Origin of the sequence: Methylobacterium organophilum (assembly GCF_022179465.1) — a bacterium.
Taxonomy (GTDB): domain Bacteria; phylum Pseudomonadota; class Alphaproteobacteria; order Rhizobiales; family Beijerinckiaceae; genus Methylobacterium; species Methylobacterium organophilum.
The window spans coordinates 87,570-108,724 of the sequence record NZ_BPQV01000008.1 but is presented as its reverse complement, the minus strand read 5'-3'; the positions used below and the strand labels follow the sequence as shown (position 1 = coordinate 108,724).

General features: G+C 71.5%; 17 protein-coding genes. 11 read left to right on the top strand and 6 right to left on the bottom strand.

Annotated features, from left to right (window positions below; all coding sequences use genetic code 11):
• Positions 1-15: 15 nt before the first annotated feature.
• Positions 16-723, bottom strand: a complete 708-nt coding sequence (locus MFF21_RS14485) for a response regulator transcription factor (RefSeq protein WP_238311832.1) — start codon at positions 721-723, stop codon at positions 16-18.
• 306 nt (positions 724-1,029) lie between these two features.
• Here MFF21_RS14485 and MFF21_RS14480 point away from each other — a divergent pair, with 306 nt between their 5' ends.
• The 8 genes from MFF21_RS14480 (at position 1,030) to MFF21_RS14445 (ending at position 12,777) form a co-directional block, all read left to right on the top strand.
• Positions 1,030-1,839: a HugZ family pyridoxamine 5'-phosphate oxidase gene (locus tag MFF21_RS14480; RefSeq protein WP_238311831.1), complete on the top strand. Its 810-nt coding sequence runs from the start codon at positions 1,030-1,032 to the stop codon at positions 1,837-1,839.
• Positions 1,840-1,935: 96 nt separating this feature from the next.
• Positions 1,936-4,908, top strand: a complete 2,973-nt coding sequence (locus MFF21_RS14475; protein WP_238311830.1) for a response regulator — start codon at positions 1,936-1,938, stop codon at positions 4,906-4,908.
• Between the two features lie 148 nt (positions 4,909-5,056).
• Positions 5,057-6,862: a translation elongation factor 4 gene (lepA, locus tag MFF21_RS14470; protein ID WP_238311829.1), complete on the top strand. Its 1,806-nt coding sequence runs from the start codon at positions 5,057-5,059 to the stop codon at positions 6,860-6,862.
• A 277-nt stretch (positions 6,863-7,139) separates the two neighbouring features.
• A complete protein-coding gene (locus MFF21_RS14465; RefSeq protein WP_238311828.1) occupies positions 7,140-8,306 on the top strand; it encodes a GGDEF domain-containing protein in 1,167 nt (388 codons plus the stop codon).
• Positions 8,307-8,446: 140 nt separating this feature from the next.
• Positions 8,447-10,675, top strand: coding sequence for a glycoside hydrolase family 3 N-terminal domain-containing protein (locus MFF21_RS14460; protein ID WP_238311827.1), 2,229 nt, complete (start codon positions 8,447-8,449; stop codon positions 10,673-10,675).
• Between the two features lie 41 nt (positions 10,676-10,716).
• Positions 10,717-10,905 carry a ribosome modulation factor gene (locus MFF21_RS14455; RefSeq protein WP_238311826.1) on the top strand — a complete coding sequence of 63 codons (189 nt, stop codon included), beginning with the start codon at positions 10,717-10,719 and terminating at the stop codon, positions 10,903-10,905.
• Positions 10,906-11,160: 255 nt separating this feature from the next.
• Positions 11,161-11,532 carry a hypothetical protein gene (locus MFF21_RS14450; protein ID WP_308445684.1) on the top strand — a complete coding sequence of 124 codons (372 nt, stop codon included), beginning with the start codon at positions 11,161-11,163 and terminating at the stop codon, positions 11,530-11,532.
• A gap of 132 nt (positions 11,533-11,664) precedes the next feature.
• Entirely contained in the window at positions 11,665-12,777 is a 1,113-nt protein-coding gene (locus MFF21_RS14445; protein ID WP_238311824.1) for a DUF2125 domain-containing protein, read from the top strand.
• Here the strand turns inward: MFF21_RS14445 and MFF21_RS14440 are convergent.
• The 3 genes from MFF21_RS14440 to MFF21_RS14430 form a co-directional block, all read right to left on the bottom strand.
• The gene (locus MFF21_RS14440) at positions 12,771-13,253 is read right to left on the bottom strand and encodes an RrF2 family transcriptional regulator (RefSeq protein ID WP_238311823.1); all 483 of its coding nucleotides are present in this window, start codon (positions 13,251-13,253) and stop codon (positions 12,771-12,773) included. The genes MFF21_RS14445 and MFF21_RS14440 overlap by 7 nt on opposite strands.
• Positions 13,254-13,538: 285 nt before the next feature.
• Positions 13,539-14,453 carry a prephenate/arogenate dehydrogenase family protein gene (locus MFF21_RS14435; RefSeq protein WP_238311822.1) on the bottom strand — a complete coding sequence of 305 codons (915 nt, stop codon included), beginning with the start codon at positions 14,451-14,453 and terminating at the stop codon, positions 13,539-13,541.
• Between the two features lie 4 nt (positions 14,454-14,457).
• Positions 14,458-15,558, bottom strand: a complete 1,101-nt coding sequence (locus MFF21_RS14430) for a pyridoxal phosphate-dependent aminotransferase (protein ID WP_238311821.1) — start codon at positions 15,556-15,558, stop codon at positions 14,458-14,460.
• A gap of 298 nt (positions 15,559-15,856) precedes the next feature.
• Here MFF21_RS14430 and metX point away from each other — a divergent pair, with 298 nt between their 5' ends.
• Positions 15,857-17,065 carry a homoserine O-acetyltransferase MetX gene (gene metX, locus MFF21_RS14425; protein ID WP_283206535.1) on the top strand — a complete coding sequence of 403 codons (1,209 nt, stop codon included), beginning with the start codon at positions 15,857-15,859 and terminating at the stop codon, positions 17,063-17,065.
• A gap of 38 nt (positions 17,066-17,103) precedes the next feature.
• Positions 17,104-17,796 (top strand): methionine biosynthesis protein MetW, encoded by a 693-nt coding sequence (gene metW, locus MFF21_RS14420; protein ID WP_238311820.1) that lies wholly within the window; start codon positions 17,104-17,106, stop codon positions 17,794-17,796.
• A 152-nt stretch (positions 17,797-17,948) separates the two neighbouring features.
• On the opposite strand, the gene MFF21_RS14415 is transcribed toward metW, so the two are convergent.
• Both MFF21_RS14415 and MFF21_RS14410 read right to left on the bottom strand, forming a co-directional pair.
• Positions 17,949-18,734: a lysophospholipid acyltransferase family protein gene (locus tag MFF21_RS14415; RefSeq protein WP_238311819.1), complete on the bottom strand. Its 786-nt coding sequence runs from the start codon at positions 18,732-18,734 to the stop codon at positions 17,949-17,951.
• 29 nt (positions 18,735-18,763) lie between these two features.
• Positions 18,764-19,753, bottom strand: coding sequence for a GlxA family transcriptional regulator (locus MFF21_RS14410; RefSeq protein ID WP_238311818.1), 990 nt, complete (start codon positions 19,751-19,753; stop codon positions 18,764-18,766).
• Between the two features lie 131 nt (positions 19,754-19,884).
• Here MFF21_RS14410 and MFF21_RS14405 point away from each other — a divergent pair, with 131 nt between their 5' ends.
• Positions 19,885-21,135 (top strand): sarcosine oxidase subunit beta family protein, encoded by a 1,251-nt coding sequence (locus tag MFF21_RS14405; protein WP_238311817.1) that lies wholly within the window; start codon positions 19,885-19,887, stop codon positions 21,133-21,135.
• Positions 21,136-21,155 lie beyond the last annotated feature (20 nt).

Below are 21,155 nucleotides of genomic sequence, written 5' to 3'. Positions count from 1 at the left end.
CGCCGGTTCTGGAAATCAGGTTTCCTTGAAGCGGTAGCCGACGCCGTAGAGCGTCTCGATCATGTCGAAGCTCTGGTCGGTCACCTTGAACTTCTTGCGCAGCCGCTTGATGTGGCTGTCGATGGTGCGGTCGTCGACATAGACCTGATCGTCATAGGCCGCGTCCATGAGGGCGTTGCGGCTCTTCACGACGCCGGGGCGCTGGGCGAGGGCCTGCAGGATCAGGAACTCGGTCACGGTCAGCGTCACCGGCTCGCCCTTCCAGGTGCAGGTGTGCCGCTCCGGGTCCATCATCAGGGCGCCGCGCTCCAGGGAGCGGGCGGCATCCGCCTCGCGGGCGGCCGGGTTGGCGGTGTCCTTGGGCGCGAAGCGGCGCAGCACCGCCTTCACGCGCTCGACGAGGAGGCGCTGCGAGAACGGCTTATGGATGAAGTCGTCCGCGCCCATCTTCAGGCCGAACAACTCGTCGATCTCCTCGTCCTTCGAGGTGAGGAAGATCACGGGAAGGTCCGATTTCTGCCGCAGGCGTCGGAGAAGCTCCATCCCGTCCATGCGCGGCATCTTGATGTCGAAGATCGCGAGATCCGGCGGGGATTGCCGAAGCCCGTCGAGCGCCGAGGCACCGTCGGTATAGGTCTGGATCCGGTACCCTTCCGTTTCCAGGGCGATCGAGACGGAGGTGAGGATATTGCGATCGTCGTCGACGAGGGCGATGGTCGGCATGCGCGTTCCCTGGCTCGGCGGCCCGGCGGCGGATCTTGTCGCGATCGTCCGCCCTCCGGCCGGCCCCATGCTTGGGCTGGCGTGCACGCGACCGCAAGCCCCTTGGATCGGGCTCCGCCGCGTGACGAAAGCTCCGTCCTTTACGACCATCGTGGGAAAAAAGCGAGCGGGCGGCAGAGCTTGGCCGTAACGACCACGGAACGCGGGCGCCTCGCGACGGCCTCGGCAGGCTGCGGCGAAGGCCATCGGTGCCCCGGCCCGGCCCGCGCGCTATGCTGTCCCGAGAGAACCCGGGAGAGCACGACCATGCAGGACGAGAACGCCGATGCGGCGGGGCCGGCGACGGCCGCGGAGGTCCCCGCCGGGCCGCCGGCGAGGGGGCCGGCGGAGCCGTTTCCCGCAGCGCAGGCACCCTTCGACGCGGTCGGCCTCGCCCGCAGGCTGCTGCGCAGCGTGCGCTCCGGCGCCCTCGCCACCCTCGATGCTGCGGACGGCACGCCCTTCGCCTCGCTCGTGACCATCGCGACCGATGTCGACGGCACGCCGCTGCTGCTGCTCTCCCGGCTCTCGGCGCATACGCGAAACCTGTTGAAGGATCCGCGCGCCTCGCTGCTCTTCTCCGCCGGCGGCAAGGGCGATCCCCTGGCCCATCCGCGCCTGACGGTGACGGGCCGGGCCGAGCCCGTCGCCGAGCCGCGGGCCCGGGAGCGCTTCCTTGCCCGCCATCCCAAGGCCGCCCTCTACGCGGACTTCCCCGATTTCGGCTTCTTCGCCCTGAGGCCGTCCGCCGGCCATCTCAACGGCGGCTTCGCCAAGGCGGCGACCCTGAAGCCGGAGGAACTCCTCCTGGATCTCACCGGCGCGGAAGGGCTCGTCGCGGGCGAGCGCGGCGCCGTCGCCCACATGAACGCGGACCACGCCGATGCCCTCGCCCTCTACGCGGCGGGGCAGGGGGAGGCGGGCGCGGCCTGGACGCTGACCGGGCTCGACCCGGAGGGGCTCGACCTCGTCTCGGGCGAGCGGAGTGCGCGCGTGACCTATCCCGAGCCCGTCTCGGATATGGGTGGTCTGCGCCGTATCCTGGTGGCGATGGCCGCAGCGGCGCGGGGTGGATAGTCCGCCGCCCGCAGGGCCGCCCGCTACCCATTGGAAACCTCTGCCGGATTAGAACGGCGTGTCTTCCAGGGGTCAGGGGCGGCGGGTTTCGGGATCATGGCAGGTGTGAAGCGGGGCAGGTCCCTCGTCGCATCCTTCGCGAAATTCGCCCTGGCGCTCGTCCTGCCGCTCGTGCTGATGACCGCGGTCGCGACGCGCTGGTATGTCGAGAGCGAGCGCGCGCGGCTCGGCACGGTCGTGCACATGGCCGGCGAGCGCCTCAGGGAGGCGATCGAGCGCGATCTCGCGGAACTGGCGGGCGTCGCCCGGGCGCTCGCCCATTCTCCGGCGATCGATCGGCGCGACTTCGCCGAGCTCCATGCCCGCTTCCTGACGCTGATCGAGAGCGGTGCCGACACGATCACCCTGACGGAGCTGGGCGGCCGCCAGCTCGTCAACACGCGCGTCCCTCCCGGCGAGCCCATGCCCGTCGTGGCGCGGCCCAAGCTCGAGGCGAGCCTTCGACCTGACGGAAAGCCCGTGGTGTCCGGGCTGCTGATCAGCGCGCTGTCCGGCCGGCGGATCATCGGCGTCAACGTGCCTGTCGTGCGGGACGGGGTGGTTCGGAGCTACCTCTCCGTCACCCGGCGGCTCGAGCATCTCGAGCATCTCCTCGACCGCCAGGGCATCGCCGAGCCGTTCTCGGCGGCTATCCTCGACGGCGAGGGGCACGTCATCGCGATGACGCCCGGTGCGCGGATCGCCGAGGCCTGGATCGAGCAGACGAAGCTCGCGGCGGAGGATGTCGCCCGCGAGCCGGTCGCCTCCCTCTCTCCCTTCGGCGACGGCGTCGTGGGCTATCAGGTGAAGTCCGACCTGTCGGGCTGGACGATCCTCACCGGCGTCGACCGTGCGGCCCTCGAGAAGCCCCTCAGCGATTCGATGTTTCTCTTCCTGGGGCTCGGTTTCGTCCTGTGCGGGATCGGCGGCGGGATCGCGTGGCGCTGGGCGCGCCGGATTACGGCGGGCGCGGAGGCCCTGGTGGCGGCGGCCCGGGCGATCGGACGCGGCGAGAAGGTCGAGCTTCCGCCCCTCTACCTTTCGGAATCGAACGCGGTCGGGCGCGCCCTGGTCGATGCCTCGCAGCTTCTCGAGGAGCAACGCCGGGCGATCGCCGCCGCGCACGCGACCCTGGAGGAGCGCGTCGCCGAGCGGACCCGGGAGGTGGAGGCGAGCCGGCTCCGCTACGAGGTGCTCGCGGAGAACCTGGCCGACGTCATCGTCCTGCGGCAGCAGGGCGCCTTGGAGATCGGCTACGTCTCGCCCTCCTGCGAGCGCGTCTTCGGCTTCCATCCGGATTACGCCCGCACGATGCCGCTCGAGGAGGTGATCCATCCCGACGATCTCGCCGAGATCCGGGGCGGCGACCTGACGCTCTCGCCGGCGCGGCCCTGCGTGACCACGCTGTTCCGCGCCAAGCGGAAGGACGGCCGCTGGATCTGGGTGGAATGCGCCAGCAGCCTCGTCGCCACCACGGACGGCGCGCCGCCGAACATCGTCTCGGTCCTGCGCGACGTCACGGAGCGGCAGGAGCAGGCCGAGGCCCTGCGCATCGCGCGGGACACCGCCGAACTCGCCCAGGCCAAGGCCGAGAATGCGAGCCGCGCGAAGACGGATTTCCTGGCCGTGGTGAGCCAGGAGATCCGGACGCCCCTGGCCACGATCTCCGGCATCGGCGAGCTTCTGGCGGAATCCGAGCCCCTGTCCTCCGAGCAGCGCCGCTATGTCGGCTTCGTCGCCGAGGCCGCCGCCGCGATGCAGGCGGCCGTGGACGACATCCTCGATTTCGCCCGGGTCGAGGCCGGCGACATCCAGCTCGACCCGATGCCCTTCGCCCTGGCCCGCATGCTCGATCACGTCGTCGCCCAGGTGCGCGGCATGGCGGCGCGCAAGGGCGTCAGCCTCGGCCTCAACGGCGCGGACCGCCTGCCGCCCCTCGTGATGGGGGACGAGCGCCGCCTGAACCAGATCCTCCGGAGCCTTCTGACCGCGATGGTGCGGGCGCGCCGGGGCGGCCTCGTCACCCTCTCGGTGCAGCATCGGCCCGGCCCCGGGGGGGAGAGCCGCCTCGCCTTCGTCCTGACCGGCGACGGCGGCCAGGTCGTCTCGAAGGATCATGGCGGGCTCGGCGTCACCATCGCCCGCCGCCTCGTCGCCCTGATGGGCGGCCAGCTCGAGGCGGCCAAGGGCGCCTCCCGCTACGCCTTCAGCCTCGGCCTGCCGGTGGTGGCCCAGGCGCCGGATCCCGTGCCGGTCGAGGCCGCGACGCCCGGCAGGCCCGGATCGGCGCGGCTGCTCGTCGCCGAGGATCATCTCGTCAATCAGGAGATCGTGCGCGCCATCCTGGAGCGGGCCGGCTTCGCCGTCGACGTGGTGTCCGACGGGGTCGACGCCCTCGCTGCGGTCCAGCAGCGCAACTACGATCTCGTCCTGATGGATGTGCAGATGCCGGGCATGGACGGCATGACCGCGACCCGCCGCATCCGGGCCCTTCAGCATCCGGCCCGGCGGATCCCGATCATCGCCATGACGGCCAATGTCATGCCCGATCAGGTGCGCGCCCTGCGCGAGGCGGGCATGGACGCCCATGTCGCCAAGCCCTTCGACCGGCACACCCTCTGCGCCGCGGTCTATGCCAGCCTGTCCTCGCTGATGCTGGTCGATGCGGCGAGCGACGCGCCCGCGCCCCCCGCCGTGTTCGACCGCACCGTCTACGACCGGCTCTGCACCCAGTTCGACCCGGGCGAGGTGCGCGGCTTCGTCGGCGGCTTCGTCACCCTGCTCGATCTCGTCCAGGGCGACGAGGTGATGCTGCGCGCCCGCTCGCCCGCCATCGCCGTGGGGGCCCGCCAGCTCGGCTTCCTCGACCTGGCCGAGGCCCATGACCAGCTCGCCCAGGCCGGCGACGAGGCCTCGGCGGCCGCCGCCCTTTCCGCCTGCCGGGTCGCCCACGGCCTCGCCTGCCGGGTGCTCGACGAGCTCACGACCACCGCTTCCCCCGAGATCGCGGCGAACGTCGTATTGCTCTGAACGCCCTGATTGTGGGTCCCTCGGGGCAGGGGCGCCTTGGCGCGCCTGCCCGCCGCTGCTATCTCCCGCCCCCGACCGTTCCCTTCAGACCTGCCGTGCGCCGCGCCAGCCCCTGGGACGGGCCGCCGTGTCAGCGCCGGAGACCCCGATGACCACCTCGTCCATCGACAACATCCGCAACTTCTCGATCGTCGCGCATATCGACCACGGGAAGTCGACGCTCGCCGACCGCCTGATCCAGGCGACCGGCACCGTGGCCTTGCGCGACATGAGCGAGCAGATGCTCGATTCCATGGATATCGAGCGCGAGCGCGGCATCACCATCAAGGCCAACACCGTCCGCCTCGAATACAAGGCGCAGGACGGCAAGGACTACATCCTCAACCTGATGGACACGCCCGGCCACGTCGACTTCGCCTACGAGGTCTCGCGTTCGCTGGCCGCCTGCGAGGGCTCGCTGCTGGTGGTGGACGCCTCCCAGGGCGTGGAGGCGCAGACGCTCGCCAACGTCTACCAGGCGCTCGACGCCAACCACGAGATCGTGCCCGTCCTCAACAAGGTCGACCTGCCGGCCGCCGAGCCGGACCGGGTCAAGGAGCAGATCGAGGAGGTGATCGGGCTCGACGCCTCCGAGGCCGTGCCGATCTCGGCCAAGACGGGCCTGAACATCGACCAGGTGCTGGAGGCCATCGTCACCCGGCTGCCGGCGCCCAAGGGCGACCGGGACGCGCCGCTGAAGGCGCTGCTCGTCGACAGCTGGTACGACGTCTATCTCGGCGTCGTCGTGCTCGTGCGCATCGTCGACGGCGTGCTCAAGAAGGGCATGACCATCCGCATGATGGGCGCGGACGCGGTCTACGGCGTCGACAAGATCGGCGTGTTCCGCCCGAAGATGGCCGATATCGGCGAGCTCGGGCCGGGCGAGGTCGGCTTCCTCACCGCCTCGATCAAGGAGGTCGCCGATACCCGCGTCGGCGACACCATCACCGAGGACAAGCGCCAGACGGCCGCGATGCTGCCGGGCTTCAAGGACGTGCAGGCGGTGGTGTTCTGCGGCCTGTTCCCGGTCGATGCCGCCGATTTCGAGAATCTGCGCGGCGCCATGGGCAAGCTGCGGCTCAACGACGCCAGCTTCTCCTACGAGATGGAGACCTCCGCGGCGCTGGGCTTCGGCTTCCGCTGCGGCTTCCTCGGGCTCCTGCACCTCGAGATCATCCAGGAGCGCCTGGAGCGCGAGTTCAACCTCGACCTGATCTCGACGGCGCCCTCCGTCGTCTACCGCCTCAACATGCGCGACGGCGAGGTGAAGGAGTTGCACAACCCGGCCGACATGCCGGACCCGATGAAGATCGAGACGATCGAGGAGCCCTGGATCCGCGCCACGATCCTCACCCCCGACGATTATCTCGGCGGCGTGCTGAAGCTCTGTCAGGACCGCCGCGGCATCCAGATCGACCTCAACTACGTCGGCAAGCGCGCCATGGTCGTCTACGACCTGCCGCTCAACGAGGTGGTGTTCGATTTCTACGACCGCCTGAAGTCGATCTCGAAGGGCTACGCGTCCTTCGACTACCACGTCTCCGATTACCGCGAGGGCGACCTCGTGAAGATGTCGATCCTCGTCAATGCCGAGCCGGTCGACGCCCTCTCCATGCTCGTCCACCGTACCCGCGCCGAGAGCCGCGGGCGGGCCATGTGCGAGAAGCTGAAGGACCTGATCCCGCGCCACCTGTTCCAGATCCCGGTCCAGGCGGCCATCGGCGGCAAGATCATCGCCCGCGAGACCATCCGGGCCCTGTCGAAGGATGTCACCGCCAAGTGTTACGGCGGCGACATCTCCCGCAAGCGCAAGCTCCTCGACAAGCAGAAGGAGGGCAAGAAGCGCATGCGCCAGTTCGGCAAGGTTGAGATCCCGCAGGAAGCCTTCATCGCCGCACTCAAGATGGACGATTGAGGGCTGCGTCCACTTGCTCGCGACGCGGCATGCCGCCGGATCGTCATGCGCCGCGATAAAATCCCGTATTCGATCCGATGATTTTAATCACGAATATTCGGTTATTCGGGGTAAAATCTTCACGGACCAGCCCTAGTCCGAGTCGATAATTGGGTCGCGCCGATCCGTCTATAATCATCGGCGCGGCCGGCACGGCCGCTTAAACGATCTGTTTTCGGCTTCGCGCTAACACGTCAGCGACGCAACCAAGCTGTGCGTCTTCCCGCTCCGGATGCCGATGCGTCTCGACACGCCGACCCTGCTCCTGATGACGGTCGCCGTCACCGCCGTGGTGGGCGTGCTGTTCCTGCTGTCCTGGAGCCAGGCCCGCCACACCCGCGCCCTGGCGATCTGGGGCGTGGCGCATCTCCTGGGCGCGGCCGGCGCGGCGCTTCTCTCCCTGCGCAACGTGATCTCCGACGCGCTCTCGATCGGCCTCGGCAACGCCCTCATGCTCGGCGCCTACGGGCTGATCTGGTGCGGCGTGCGCGCCTTCCAGCACCGGCCGCCCCGCTACGGCGTCGCGGCGGCGGTGGGCTGCCTCTGGAGCCTCGCCTGCCTCTGGCCGGACTTCATGGCCTCGCTGTCGGCGCGGGTGATCTTCATCTCCGTCTTCGCCGGGGCGTTCTGCGCGCTCGGCGCCTACACCCTGTGGCGGGGCCGCAGTGAGGCGCTGGTCTCGCGCTGGCCGGCCATGACGATCCTGGCCGCCTACGCCGCCCTCTATTGGCTGCGCATCCCGATCGCCCTGGGGCCGACGATGCCCGCCGACACGAATGCGATGGAATCCCCCTGGTTCGCGGTCGTCTGCTTCGGTGGGACGCTGTTCACGGTGGCGATCGCCTTCGTGTTCATGGCGCTCACCAAGGAACGGGCGGAGCACGAGCAGCGCCTCGCCGCCGAGACCGATCCCCTCACCGGCGTGCCGAACCGCCGCGCCTTCGTGGTCCGGGCGGAGAAGCTCCTCGCCGCGCGCGACCGGCCCTGCGTGCTGCTGCTGTTCGACCTCGACCACTTCAAGGCGATCAACGACACCTACGGCCATGCGGTCGGCGACGGCGTGCTCGCCGGCTTCTGCCACGCGATCCAGGCACTGCTGCCGGCCGGTGCCGCCTTCGGGCGCATGGGCGGCGAGGAATTCGCCTGCGTGGTGCCGGACATGGCGACCGAGCCGGCGATGCGGCTCGCGGACCGGTTCCGTGCCGTGCTCGCCGCCATCGACGTGCCGGCCTATCGCGACCTCCGGATCCAGACCAGCATCGGGCTCGCCACCGCGCGGGCCGGGGAGCAGGCCGCCTTCGAGGCGATGCTGCGCGCCGCCGACGACGCGCTCTACAGCGCCAAGCGGGCGGGCCGCGACCGGGTCGTCGCCGCCTGCCCGCTGGGGGAGCGGCTCGCGGCCTGACGACCGGACGAGGCGCGCTGCCGCGGAAAAGCCGCCTTCGCTCCGTCATGGCGCGTTCAGGCGCCGTGCCCGAAGCTTCGGCGCGTGACAGATCAGGCCGCGATGCCCCGAAGGGCCCGGCGAGGGGAGACGACGAGACCATGGGCGGGGGTGCTTTCCGGGCCGGCGCGCGCATCGCCGCCGCCCTTGTCCTCGTCTGCGGCGCGGCCCGCGCCGAGACGGTCGAGGCGCGGATCGATGCGCTTCTCGCCAAGATGACCTTGGAGGAGAAGGCGGGCCAGCTCAACCTGATCTCCCTGGAGCCCGGCTTCGATCCCGAGAGCGCGGCCCGCGGCGAGGTCGGCGCGGTCATCAACTTCAACAATCCGCAGCTCGTGGCGGGCATCGATGCCAAGGCCCGGGCTTCCCGCCTCGGCATCCCCCTGCTGGTCGGGCTCGACATCGTCCACGGCTACCGGACGATCTTCCCCCTGCCGATCGGCATGGCCGCGAGCTTCGATCCCGGCCTGATGCGCCGCGCCGCCGCGGCGGAGGCCCGCGAGGCCGCCGCCATCGGCGTGAACTGGACCTTCTCCCCCATGGCCGACGTGGGGCGCGACCTGCGCTGGGGCCGGGTCGCGGAGGGCACGGGCGAGGACACCTGGCTGACGAGCCGCTTCACCGAGGCGCAGGTCGAGGGGTTTCGCGATGGCGGGCTCGCCAGCACGCTCAAGCATTTCGCGGGCTACAGCGCCGTGCTCGGCGGGCGCGACTACGACGCCACCTGGATCGCCCCGACCGAGCTCTACGACACCCATTTTCCGCCCTTCCGGGCCGGCATCCGCGCGGGCGCGGATTCGGTGATGACCGCGCTCACCAGCCTGAACGGGCTGCCGGCCACGGCGGATGCCACGCTACTCACCCAGGTCCTGCGCCGCGAATTCGGCTTCAAGGGCCTCGTCGTGGCCGACTGGCAGGCGGTGAGCGGGCTGATCGCCCACGGCGTTGCCCGCGACGGCGCGGAGGCGACCCGCAAGGCCTTCCTCGCCGGCGTCGACATGGACATGACGAGCGGCCTGTTCGTGCGCCACCTGCCCGAGGAGGTGCGCGCCGGCCGGATCGCCGAGGCGCAGGTCGACGAGGCCGTGCGGCGGGTGCTGAAGTTGAAATTCGGCCTCGGCCTGTTCGACAAGCCGGTGGTCGACCCCGCCAGCGCCGATGCCAAACTGCTCCGGCCCGAGACCCGGGCGCTCGCCCGCGAGATGGCCCGGTCGAGTTTCGTCCTGCTCAAGAACGAGGGCGACCTGCTCCCGATTGATCCGAAGCGGGTGCGGCGCATCGCCCTCGTCGGCCCCTTCGCGGATTCCGCCTGGGACCAGGTCGGCCCGCACGAGGGCGCCGGCAAGCCCGAGGATGCGGTGACCTACCGCGCCGCCCTCGAGGCGCGGGCTGCCGCGGCCGGAATCACCCTCGACGTCGCCCCGGGCTGCGACCGCGCCTGCGCGAGCGATGCGGGCTTCGCCGAGGCCGTCGCGGCGGCGGGGCAGGCCGATCTGGTGATCGCGGTGATGGGGGAGGGGCGCGACCGCTCCGGCGAAGGGTCCTCCCGGGCCTACCTGACCATGGAGGGACGGCAGCAGGAGTTGCTCGCCCGGGTCGCGGCCACCGGCAAGCCCGTCGCCCTGATCGTCACCGGCGGGCGCCCGGTGGAGCTGCGCGAGGCCCTCGACCGCGCCCGCGCCGTGATGATGGCCTGGATCCCCGGGATCGAGGGCGGGCCTGCGCTCGCCGACGTGCTGTTCGGCGATGCCGCGCCGGTGGGGCGCCTTCCGGTCAGCTGGCCGCGCACCGTCGGCCAATTGCCGCTCACCTATGACGGCCGCCCGGGCGGGCGCCCGCACGTGCCCGGCACCCGCTGGACCATGGGCTATGCCGACGAGTCGCCGCTGCCGCTCTTCCCCTTCGGCTATGGCCTCACCTACACGCGGTTCGCCTATGGCAAGCCGGAGATCGAGACGCCGCATGTCGGCGTCGGTGCCCGGTTCGATCCGGTCCTGGAGGTGAAGGTGCCGGTGACGAACACCGGCGCCCGGGCCGGCCGCGCCGTGGCGCAGCTCTACCTGCACCAGCCCGTCGCCGCCCGCAGCCGGCCCTCGCGCCTGCTGAAGGGGCTCGTCGCCCTCGACCTCGCCCCCGGCGAGACGGGGACCGCGACCTTCCGCGTGGCGGCACGGGATCTCGGCTACCACGAGGCGGACGGCACCCTCGTCGTCGAGGAGGGCGGCTACGAGGTCTTCGTCGGCTCCGACGCGGCCGCGACGCAGAGCGCGTCCTTCGACGTCGAGACCGGGTGGCGCGGGCCGCCGGGCAGCGCCGAGGCGCGGCGCTGAGGCTCGCTGGCCGCGCGCGGGGGCCGCGTTAGATCCCGGGCATGAGCGACTCGACACCCCGCCCGCCGCCCCGGGACGCGATCGCGGAGGGCGCCCGCGCCCGGGCGCAGGGCCGCCGGAAGGATGCCTGCCCCTATCCTGCCGATTCGCCGGAACGGCGGGCCTGGATGGAAGGCTTCGACGGGAAACCGGCCGACCAGGCCCCCGATCCGCCCCTCGACCGGGGCTGACGCGGCGACTTCGTCGGCGCGGCCCGTCCTACCGTGCGGCGCGCCGAATTGCGCCGTGTGCTGCGACACTTCGACGGGCCGCCCGGAGCGCGGAACGGTTGTGGATAACCTCCGGACTCCCCATCTCCGGGAAGGTCGAGGCAGGTCGCCTTGACGTATCCTGTAGCCAAGTTTAGCGTAGAACATATGGGGAACAAACGGACCCTGTCCTGGACGGGCGCGATGCGCGACCTGAGAGGCGGCCGATCTCGGAGCATGGACGTGCGCGAGGAACGTTTGAGAAGCACCGCCGGGCTGCGCGGGACCCCCGCCCTGGCGCTGAGCGCGTGGCGCGGCCGCTCCGGACGCCGCTACGTCGTGGGCATCCACGAGCTCGTCGAGCCCGATCTCCTGGAGATGGGCGAGGCCGTGATGATCGCCGTCCGCCGGGACGATGCCGGCGTGGCGGAGCCGGTCTCCGTGGCCTCCATGGGCGTGAGCCCCCGGGAGCATCTGGTGCGCAACTGGCTCGCCCGGGCGCGCCAGAGCGGCGCCACGGAGATGCATGTCCACCGCCTCGCGGAGACCGACGACGAGCGCCGCGCCATCGTCGCCGACCTGCGGCGGGAGCCGGCCGGGAACGCCTGACAAGACTCCGCCCCCTGCCCGCGGCGCTCGCGACCTGCGGTCGCGCTTCGTGCGGTCGCCGCACCGTCGCCCTTGCCTTGCCGCCCCGCGGTCGTCAAACACGGCGGCCTTGAGGGAAGCGGGGACGATCGGATGGCGCAGACTTCGCAGGGTCCCGGGGCCGGAAAGCCCCGCTCGCGCCTCGGCCTGTTCCTTCCCTTCATCCTCCTCGTCATCCTCGCCGTCGCCTGGTCCGGGCTCTGGTTCTGGATGCGCGGCCGTGCCGTGCAGGAGATCGACGCCTGGCTCGCCCGCGAGGCCGCCGGGGGCCGGAACTGGACCTGCGCCGACCGCTCCGTCACCGGTTATCCCTTCCGCCTGGAACTGCGCTGCAGCGCCGTGACGCTCGCCCGGTCCGATGGCGGGTTCCGCGTCGGCCCCCTCACCGCGGTCGTGCAGGTCTACCAGCCGATGCACGGGCTGATCGAGGTCGCCGGCCCGTTCCATGCGGAGCAGGGCGACCTCGTCGGCGACGTGACCTGGACGTCCCTCGAAGGCAGCTTCCACGGCTCCACCAGCGGCTTCGTGCGCGCCTCCCTCGTCGTCGATCAGCCGAAGGGCAGCGTGCGCGGGGGCGCCCCGGGGCCGGTCGATTTCGCCGCCCGGCATCTGGAGCTGCATGCCCGCCCGACGCCCGGCCGCTTCGAGAGCGAGGGCGCCGTCGATATCAGCCTGCGCCTCGCGAACGGCCGCTTCCCGCAGCTCGACGCGGTGGTCGGCAATGCGGAGCCGGCCAGCGTCGCCCTCGACGCGACCCTGGAGCAGGCCACCCGCCTCGGCACCGGGACGATCGCCCACGAGCTGGAGATCTGGCGGCAGGCCGGCGGGCGCCTCGACCTCGCCCTCGGCTCCCTGGAGAAGGGCGACCGCCGCCTGCAGGCCAACGGCGCGGTCGGCCTGGACGAGGCGCATCGCCCGGCCGGCCGGTTCGACGTGCGCGCGGCGGGGCTCGATGCGCTGGTCGGCCAGATCATGGGCCAGCGCCTCGGCGCGGAGAAGGGCGCCCTGATCGGCAATCTCGTCGGCCGCTTCCTCGGCGGCCTGCAGCGCGGGCAGGGCGAGGCGGGAGCCGGGCCGGAGGGCAACGGCGCCTCCGCCAAGGGCGACCCGGCCCTGGCGCCGCTGCCGCCGGTGAAGCTCGCGGATGGGCGGCTGTTCCTCGGCCCCTTCGCGGTGCCGAACGTGGTGCTGCCGCCGCTTTACTGAACGGCGGGCATCGGGGGCGGCATCTCCGCGGCCAGCGGCCCCGACGTCCGGCTGGACAAGCTGCGGACCGCGTCCCCGGTGCGCCCCGCGGTGACGTCCGCCAGGGTGAAGCGGTCGAGTTCGCGCAGGAAGCTGCGCTCGGCGTTGTCGATCGCGTGCTTCAGGGCGCAATGGCCCGCCAGCGGACAGGGCCCGCGCTCGCAATCGATCAGGCAGCCGCTGCCCTCCAGTTCCGCCACGACCGCGCCCAGGCGGATCTCGCCGACGGGCTTGGCCAGGCGCAGGCCACCGGAGCGGCCCTGGCGCGCCTGGACGAACCCGGCGCGCACGAGACCCTGTGCCGATTTCTGCAGATGATGGGCGGAGATGCCGAAGACGCGCGCCACTTCCGGCGTGGTCGCCCAAGCTTCCGGCGGCTGCCCGGCGAGATACATCAGCAGCCGCAATGCGAAATCCGTGTAGAGCGAGAGACGCACGCGCGGGCCTTCCGTTAGGTCGTCCGGCTCCCCCGCCTGCCGAGCATGGCGGCGCGCCCCCGCGCCCCTTCCGGATCGGCCGCTGATTCCATGAACGGAAGCGCGGGTAAACACATGTGAAGAATCTACGTTAATCGTATTGGTATACTATTGCACAAAGTAAGTCCATGCGTCGCACCTGCCGCGCAGGTGATCTTTGATCGCTTTTGTGTGATCGATCCTGGACGGCTTGGGCAGCCGTGGCGCGTTGGGCAAATCGGCTGGCGACTTTGACAGCCGCCGGTGTCAACTTTTGCGCCGCCCGAAATCCGGCTCCGCCGTCTCCTGGCCCATGGCGACGATGCCGCGTCGGATCTCGCGGGTGCGGGTGAACAGGGCGTGCAGGGCGTCGCCGTCACCCCAGCGGATGGCACGGGCAAGCGCCGCGAGGTCCTCGTTGAAGCGCCCGAGCATCTCCAGCACCGCCTCCTTGTTGGCGAGGAAGATGTCCCGCCACATGGTCGGGTCGGAGGCCGCGATCCGGGTGAAGTCGCGGAAGCCGCCGGCGGAGAACTTGATCACCTCGGAGCGGGTGACCGCCTCGAGATCGGCGGCGGTGCCGACGATGTTGTAGGCGATCAGGTGCGGCACGTGGCTCGTGATGGCGAGCACGAGGTCGTGGTGCTCCGGGCTCATGGTCTCGGTGATGGCGCCGAGCCCCTGCCAGAAGGCCTGGACCCGGTCGATCGCCGCCGCCTCCGTGCCCTCCGGCGGCGTCAGGATGCACCAGCGGTTGGCGAACAGGGTCGCGAAGCCCGCATCCGGCCCCGAATGCTCCGTGCCCGCCACCGGATGGGCCGGCACGAAGGGATTGTCCGGCTTCAGGTGCGGGGCCGCCGCGGCGACCACGGCGGCCTTCACCGAGCCCACATCCGAGAGCACGGCGCCTGGCTTCAGGTGCGGCGCGAGTGCGGCGGCGACGCTGCCGATGGCGCCGACCGGCACGCAGAGGACGACGAGATCGGCCTCGGCCACGCCCTCGGCCAGATCCCCGGTGGCGTGATCGGCGAGGCCGAGGGCGCGAACCCGCTCGACCACGGCCGGGTCGCGGTCGATCGCCACGATCTGCCGCGCGAGCCCGAAGGTGCGCGCGCCCCGGGCGATCGAGGAGCCGATCAGGCCGAGCCCGACGACGGCGAGCCGTTCGACGACGATCCCCACCGCCTCAGCCCCGCAGGAAGCCGGTCAGCGCTGTCACGAAGGCCCGGTTCGCCTCCGCGCTGCCCACCGTGACGCGCAGGGCGTTGGGCAGGCCGTAGGAGGCGACCCGCCGCACGATCACGCCTTGGCTGGTGAGATGCGCGTCGGCCTCGGAGGCGGTGCGGCCGGGCGTCTCGGGGAAGTGGACGAGCAGGAAGTTGCCGACGCTCGGCGTGACGGCGAGGCCGAGCCCCTCGACCTCCCGGGTGAGCCAGGCGAGCCATTCGTCGTTATGGGCCACGGCGGCGGCGACATGCGCCTCGTCGGCGATCGCCGCCGCGCCCGCGGCGATGCCCCCGGAGGACAGGTTGAACGGGCCGCGGATGCGGTTGAGCGCATCCACCACCTCCGCCGGGCCGACCATCCAGCCGATGCGCTGGGCGGCGAGGCCGTGGATCTTCGAGAAGGTGCGCGTCATCACGACGTTGCCCGCCTCCAGCGCCAGTTCCAGCCCGGCGGTGTAGTCGTTGGCCCGCACGTATTCCGCGTAGGCCCCGTCGAGGACGAGGAGGACCTGGGGCGGCAGCCCGGCCTGCAGGCGGCGGATTTCGTCGAAGGGCAGGTAGGTGCCCGTCGGATTGTTGGGGTTGGCGAGGTAGACGATCTTCGTGCGCGGCGTGACGGCGGCGAGGATCGCGTCGACATCCGCGGTGAGGTCGCGCTCCGGCACGACCACGGGGGTGCCCCCCGCCGTCAGGATGGCGATGCGGTAGACCAGGAAGCCGTGCTCGCTGAAGATGCCCTCGTCGCCCGGGCCGACATAGGCGAGGGACAGGAGCGTCAGCAATTCGTCCGAGCCGGCGCCGCAGACGATGCGGGCCGGGTCGATGCCGTAGCGCGCCCCGATCGCCGCGCGCAGAGGCGCGGCGGTCCCGTCCGGGTAGAGGGCGAGCTGGCCCGCCGCCGCCGCATAGGCCTCGACCGCCTTCGGGCTCGGCCCGAGGGGCGTCTCGTTGGAGGAGAGCTTGTAGACCTTGGCGTGGCCGGGCGCGGCGCTCTTGCCGGGCACGTAGGCCTCGATGGTGAGGACGCCGGGGCGGGGGACGGGGCGGGAGGCGGCGGACATGATCGGTCGATGGCGGTCTTGCTCGGAAACGGGATCGTCTACAGCATTTCGGCCCCGCGGGGAGCCGCCGCCTTCGGGAAAAGCGTCGCCCCCTCGCGGGCGCCGTATCCGCCCGGGGCCAGCGCCCACCCGGGGCGGCATCGAGTTTCGTTGACGCTCGCTGGGGGAGCGATTACCTGCAAGGGCTCGCCCCGCCGCAAGCCGAGGCGACCGGGTGCCCGTATCGTTCCGCTTCGGTGCGCGCCACGCGGCCGGACGCGGCGGCCTGGTTCGCGAAAGGGCGGCCCCCGGACGCACGATGGACAACACCCTCGCTCCCGATGCCGGGATCTCGCCCGAGGCCGGCCGGCCCCGCGGCGGCTCCGAGACCTCGCAGGCCCTGGAGCCGACGAGCCCGGTCGCGCTGTTCTCGCGCGACGAGCCGCTCGCCATGGATTCCGGCCTGACGCTCGCCCCGTTCCAGGTCGCCTACCAGACCGCTGGCACCCTCAACGCGGACCGCTCCAACGCGGTGCTGATCTGCCACGCGCTCACCGGCGACCAGCATTTCGCCCATCGCCACCCGGTCACCGGCAAGGGCGGCTGGTGGGAGACCCTGGTCGGCCCGGGCAAGCCGATCGACACCGACCGCTATTTCGTCGTCTGCTCCAACGTCATCGGCTCCTGCATGGGCTCGACGGGGCCGGCCTCCGTCAATCCGGTCACCGGCTGCGCCTACGGCCTCGACTTCCCCGTCGTGACCATCCGCGACATGGTCCGGGCCCAGGCGATGCTGCTCGACCGGCTCGGCATCCCCGACCTGTTCCTGTGCATCGGCGGCTCCATGGGCGGGATGCAGGTGCTGCAATGGGCCTCGCTCTTCCCCGAGCGGGTCTTCGCCGCCATGCCGATCGCGACGGGCGCGCGCCACTCGGCCCAGAACATCGCCTTCCACGAGGTCGGCCGGCAGGCGATCATGGCCGATCCCGCCTGGGCGGGCGGGCGCTACCTGGAGGCGGGCACGCGGCCGGCCAAGGGGCTCGGCGTCGCGCGCATGGGCGCCCACATCACCTACCTGTCGGAGCCGGCCCTGCACCGCAAGTTCGGCCGCCGCTTCCAGGACCGCTCGGCCCCGACCTTCTCCTTCGACGCCGACTTCCAGATCGAGAGCTACCTGCGCCACCAGGGCCTCACCTTCGTGGAGCGCTTCGACGCCAACGCCTATCTCTACCTGACCCGGGCGATGGACTATTTCGACCTCGCCGAGGACCATGGCGGCGTGCTCGCCAACGCCTTCCGCGGCTCGAAGAGCACCCGGTTCTGCGTGATGTCCTTCACCTCCGACTGGCTGTTCCCCTCTGCCGATTCCCGGGCGATCGTGCACGCGCTCAACGCGGTCGCCGCGCCGGTCGCCTTCGTCGAGATCGAGAGCGACAAGGGCCACGACGCCTTCCTGCTCGACGAGCCGGCGATGTTCTCCGCCGCCCGGGGCTTCATCGAGGCCGCGGCGCGGGCGCGGGGCCTGTGAGCGCGGGCGAAGGGAGCGCGAGGAGCGGCATCAGCGGCATGAGCGACATCCTCACCGATGCGGCCTCCGGCGCGCCCTGGGAGGCGGCCGAGGGCCTGCCCAGGGCGGGCGAGGCCGGCGCCCGCGTCGACCACATCGTGGTGCTCGGCCTCGTGCCCGCCGGCGCCCGGGTGCTCGATATCGGCTGCGGCGACGGCTCGCTGCTCGCCCTCCTGCGCGACCGCCGCGGGGTCGACGGGCGCGGCATCGAGCTGTCGCGGGAGGGGGTGAATGCCTGCCTCGCCCGCGGCCTCTCGGTGATCCAGGGGGATGCGGACACCGACCTCGCCAACTATCCCGACGATGCCTTCGATGTGGTGGTCCTGTCCCAGACCATCCAGGCGACCCGCAATCCCCGCATCGTGCTGGAGCACCTTCTGCGGATCGGCCGGCAGGTCATCATCTCCTTCCCGAATTTCGGGCATTGGCGGGTGCGCTCGGAGATCGCCCTGCGCGGGCGCATGCCGGTCACGGATTTCATGCCCGAGGCCTGGTACGAGACCCAGAACATCCATTTCTGCACGATCCGCGACTTCGTCGGCCTGTGCCGCCTCCTCGGCGCCCGCATCGAGAAGGCGACGGCCCTCGACACCCGCGGCCGGCCGATGCGCTTCTCGATGCCCTGGTGGTTCTGGAACCTGATGGGCGCGCAGGGCGTGTTCCTGCTGCGCCGGGGCGCGAAGCCGGGGTGAGGCCGGCCGGGTCCTCGTCATCCGCTCTTGCCGCGATGCGGGGCTGACGCGGGTCTGGGCGAGTCGATCGAACCGAACTCGGCCCCCCTCTCCCCGCAAGCGGGGCGAGGGGGGACTCGGCGCGACCCGCTCCGATCAGGCGGACGTCACGGTCACAGCGTGCCCGAGGTCTCCGGCACCGAGCCTGCCATGGCGACGGCGACGGGATGGCCCCGGCGGGCGAGGTCGGCCCGGCCCTCGTTGAACAGGGCTTCCGAGGCGGTCTCGATCCGGTGCTCCAGCTCCTTCAGGAAGGCCGCCCGCGGCAGGCCCGGCGGGATCGGCGGCAGGAACTCGATCACCGTGGTGCCGGGCATGCGGCGAAAGCCCCGGCGGCGCCAGTACAGGCCGGTGTTGAGGGCGACCGGCAGGCAGGGCACGTTCAGCGTCGTGTAGAGATGCGAGGCGCCCTGCTTGTAGGCCGGGGGCGCCCCGGCGGGGCGGCGGGTGCCCTCGGGGAAGATGATGAGCTGGCGGCCCTCCGCGATGGCGGCCGACGCCGCGGCGTTCAGCGCGGCCATGGTCTTGGCGCCCTTGGAGCGGTCGATCGGCACCATGCCGCCGCGGCCGAGATACCAGCCGATCACCGGGATCCACATCAGCTCGCGCTTGAGCACGTAGGCGAAGTCCTCGAAGGGCGTGGTCAGCGCCAGGGTCTCCAGCGCCGATTGGTGCTTGGCGGCGACGAGCAGCGGCCCCTTCGGGATGTTCTCCAGCCCTCGGAACTCCACCCGCGTGCCGGCGACGACCCGCAGCAGGAAGACCACGGTCCCGCCCCAGAACTGCGCCACCCGGATCACCCCCTTGCGCGCGGCGAGCGCCGGCAGGGCGAGGAGCGCGAGCGCCGTGGTGACGACGTAGAAGCAGAGGTTGAAGGCGAGGGAACGCAGGACGAGCATCGGAGGCCGGGAGGTTGAGCCGTGCCCCTTTACTCCGGCGCCGTGGCCTTCACCAGCCGGTCCGACTCCGCCCGCCGCCGCTCCCGCCGCTCCGCCCGGGACAGCTCGTCGGCGCTGGAGAAGCCCGTGGCCGCCGCGATCTCGGCGGCGGTGAGCGGGCTCTCCCGGCGCAGGCGCTGCGCCTGGGCGAGGCGCAGCCCGAGATAGTGCCGGTGCAGCCCGGTGCCGAGCAGATCCCGGAACAGCCGTTCGAGCTGGCGCGTCGAGACCCGGCCGAGGGCGGCCAGGGCCTCGCGGGAGAGGGGCGCCTCGAGATGCCCCTCCATCGCCGCCAGGACCCGCAGCAGGCGGGCGTCGCGGATGCCGGTGCGGGCCTGCAGGTCCATGCGCTGCGGGTCCGGCCCCTGGCGGATCTGGTCGTGCAGGAACCAGTCGCTCACCCCCGCGGCGAGCTTCGGCCCGTGGTCGCGCCCGATCAGGGTCAGCATCATGTCGAGGGCGGCGGTGCCGCCGGAGCAAGTGACCCGGTCCCCGGCGATCTCGAAGAGGGAGCGCACCACCTCCGCCTTCGGAAAGCTCTCCTGGAAGGCGGGGATGTGCTCCCAGTGCAGGGTGCAGCGGCGCCCGTCGAGGAGGCCCGCCCGGGCGAGCAGATAGGGGCCGCCGGAGATGCCGCCGATCACCAGCCCGGCGCGGGCGAGCCGGCGCAGCCAGGCGGTCAGGCCGGGATCGGCGAAGGCCGCCGGGTTGCCGCCGGCGCAGACGAGCACCCAGTCCGCGTCGAGGTCGAGGGCCCCGACCTTCACGTCGGGCAGGATGGCGACGCCGTTCGAGGCCTGGACCGGGGCGTCCCCTGGCGCCGCATGCCACCAGCGATAGAGGTTGCGGCCCGACAGGGTGTTGGCCGCCCGCAGCGGCTCCACCGCCGAGGCGTAGGACATCAGCGGGAAGCCCGGCAGCAGCACGAAGCCGACGGCGAGGGGGCGGCTGCCGGCCCCGTTCAGCGTGAGAGCGGCCATGGTCGGGACCCCGCGATTTCGGCGGGATTTGCCGGAATCGTGTCGCGGAAAGCAAGCCCGGCCCTCGTGGCTCTGACATACTCGCCGTCGTGATCGGGGGCTGGTCCCCCGCGAAGACGGGAACGGGCGCGATGCGCTATTCGGTGTTCAGCGTGCTGGGCCAGGCCCTGCGCGGGCAGCGGGACTGGAAGCCCCAGTGGCGCGATGTGGGGCCGCGCTCCGACTACGACGTGGTCATCGTCGGCGGCGGCGGCCACGGGCTCGCGACGGCCTATTACCTGGCCAAGGAGCACGGCATCACCAACGTCGCCGTGCTGGAGAAGAGCCATGTCGGCTCCGGCAATGTCGGCCGCAACACCACGATCATCCGCTCGAATTACGGCCTGCCCGGCAACATCCCCTTCTACGAGCATTCGATGAAGCTCTGGGAGGGCCTGGAGCGGGACATCAACTACAACGCCATGGTCAGCCAGCGCGGCGTGCTGAACCTGTACCATACCGACGGCCAGCGCGACGCCTATGCCCGCCGCGGCAATGCCATGCGCATGGCCGGCATCGATGCCGAGCTGCTCGACCGGGAGCAGGTGCGGGGCATGGTGCCCTTCATCGATTTCGAGAATGCCCGCTTCCCCGTGAAGGGCGGCCTGCTGCAGCGGCGCGGCGGCACCGTGCGCCACGACGCGGTGGCCTGGGGCTATGCCCGCGCCGCCGACCAGCGCGGCGTCGACATCGTCCAGAACTGCGCCGTGACCGGCATCCGCCGCGAGAACGGCCGCGTCACCGGCGTCGAGACGAGCCGGGGCTTCATCGGCGCCAGGAAGGTGGCCCTGTCGGTGGCGGGCTCCTCCTCGCTGCTCGCGGCCATGGCGGGCCTGCGCCTGCCGATCGAGAGCCACGTGCTGCAGGCCTTCGTCAGCGAGGGCGTGAAGCCGCTCATCGATTGCGTGATGACCTTCGGCGCCGGCCATTTCTACGTCAGCCAGTCCGACAAGGGCGGCCTCGTCTTCGGCGGCGACATCGACGGCTACAATTCCTACGCCCAGCGCGGCAACCTCGCGACCATCGAGGACGTGATGGAGGGCGGCATGGCGCTCTGGCCGGGGCTCGGCCGCCTGCGGCTCCTGCGCCACTGGGGCGGCATCATGGACATGTCGATGGACGGCTCGCCGATCATCGACCGCACCCCGATCGACGGCCTCTATCTCAATGCCGGCTGGTGCTACGGCGGCTTCAAGGCGACGCCGGCGGCGGGCTTCTGCTTCGCCCACACCATCGCCCGGGACGAGCCGCATCCGGTCAGCGCCGCCTTCCGGCTCGACCGCTTCGCCACCGGCCGGATCATCGACGAGAAGGGCATGGGCGCCCAGCCCAACCTGCACTGATCTGATGTTCCCTCCCCGGG

What these genes read in the sequence shown, in the direction of transcription:
- MFF21_RS14485 (WP_238311832.1), bottom strand. Translation starts at nt 723, where the DNA reads ATGCCGACCATCGCCCTCGTCGACGACGATCGCAATATCCTCACCTCC.
- MFF21_RS14480 (WP_238311831.1), top strand. Translation starts at nt 1,030, where the DNA reads ATGCAGGACGAGAACGCCGATGCGGCGGGGCCGGCGACGGCCGCGGAG.
- MFF21_RS14475 (WP_238311830.1), top strand. Translation starts at nt 1,936, where the DNA reads ATGGCAGGTGTGAAGCGGGGCAGGTCCCTCGTCGCATCCTTCGCGAAA.
- lepA (WP_238311829.1), top strand. Translation starts at nt 5,057, where the DNA reads ATGACCACCTCGTCCATCGACAACATCCGCAACTTCTCGATCGTCGCG.
- MFF21_RS14465 (WP_238311828.1), top strand. Translation starts at nt 7,140, where the DNA reads ATGCGTCTCGACACGCCGACCCTGCTCCTGATGACGGTCGCCGTCACC.
- MFF21_RS14460 (WP_238311827.1), top strand. Translation starts at nt 8,447, where the DNA reads ATGGGCGGGGGTGCTTTCCGGGCCGGCGCGCGCATCGCCGCCGCCCTT.
- MFF21_RS14455 (WP_238311826.1), top strand. Translation starts at nt 10,717, where the DNA reads ATGAGCGACTCGACACCCCGCCCGCCGCCCCGGGACGCGATCGCGGAG.
- MFF21_RS14450 (WP_308445684.1), top strand. Translation starts at nt 11,161, where the DNA reads ATGGACGTGCGCGAGGAACGTTTGAGAAGCACCGCCGGGCTGCGCGGG.
- MFF21_RS14445 (WP_238311824.1), top strand. Translation starts at nt 11,665, where the DNA reads ATGGCGCAGACTTCGCAGGGTCCCGGGGCCGGAAAGCCCCGCTCGCGC.
- MFF21_RS14430 (WP_238311821.1), bottom strand. Translation starts at nt 15,558, where the DNA reads ATGTCCGCCGCCTCCCGCCCCGTCCCCCGCCCCGGCGTCCTCACCATC.
- metX (WP_283206535.1), top strand. Translation starts at nt 15,857, where the DNA reads ATGGACAACACCCTCGCTCCCGATGCCGGGATCTCGCCCGAGGCCGGC.
- metW (WP_238311820.1), top strand. Translation starts at nt 17,104, where the DNA reads ATGAGCGACATCCTCACCGATGCGGCCTCCGGCGCGCCCTGGGAGGCG.
- MFF21_RS14415 (WP_238311819.1), bottom strand. Translation starts at nt 18,734, where the DNA reads ATGCTCGTCCTGCGTTCCCTCGCCTTCAACCTCTGCTTCTACGTCGTC.
- MFF21_RS14410 (WP_238311818.1), bottom strand. Translation starts at nt 19,753, where the DNA reads ATGGCCGCTCTCACGCTGAACGGGGCCGGCAGCCGCCCCCTCGCCGTC.
- MFF21_RS14405 (WP_238311817.1), top strand. Translation starts at nt 19,885, where the DNA reads ATGCGCTATTCGGTGTTCAGCGTGCTGGGCCAGGCCCTGCGCGGGCAG.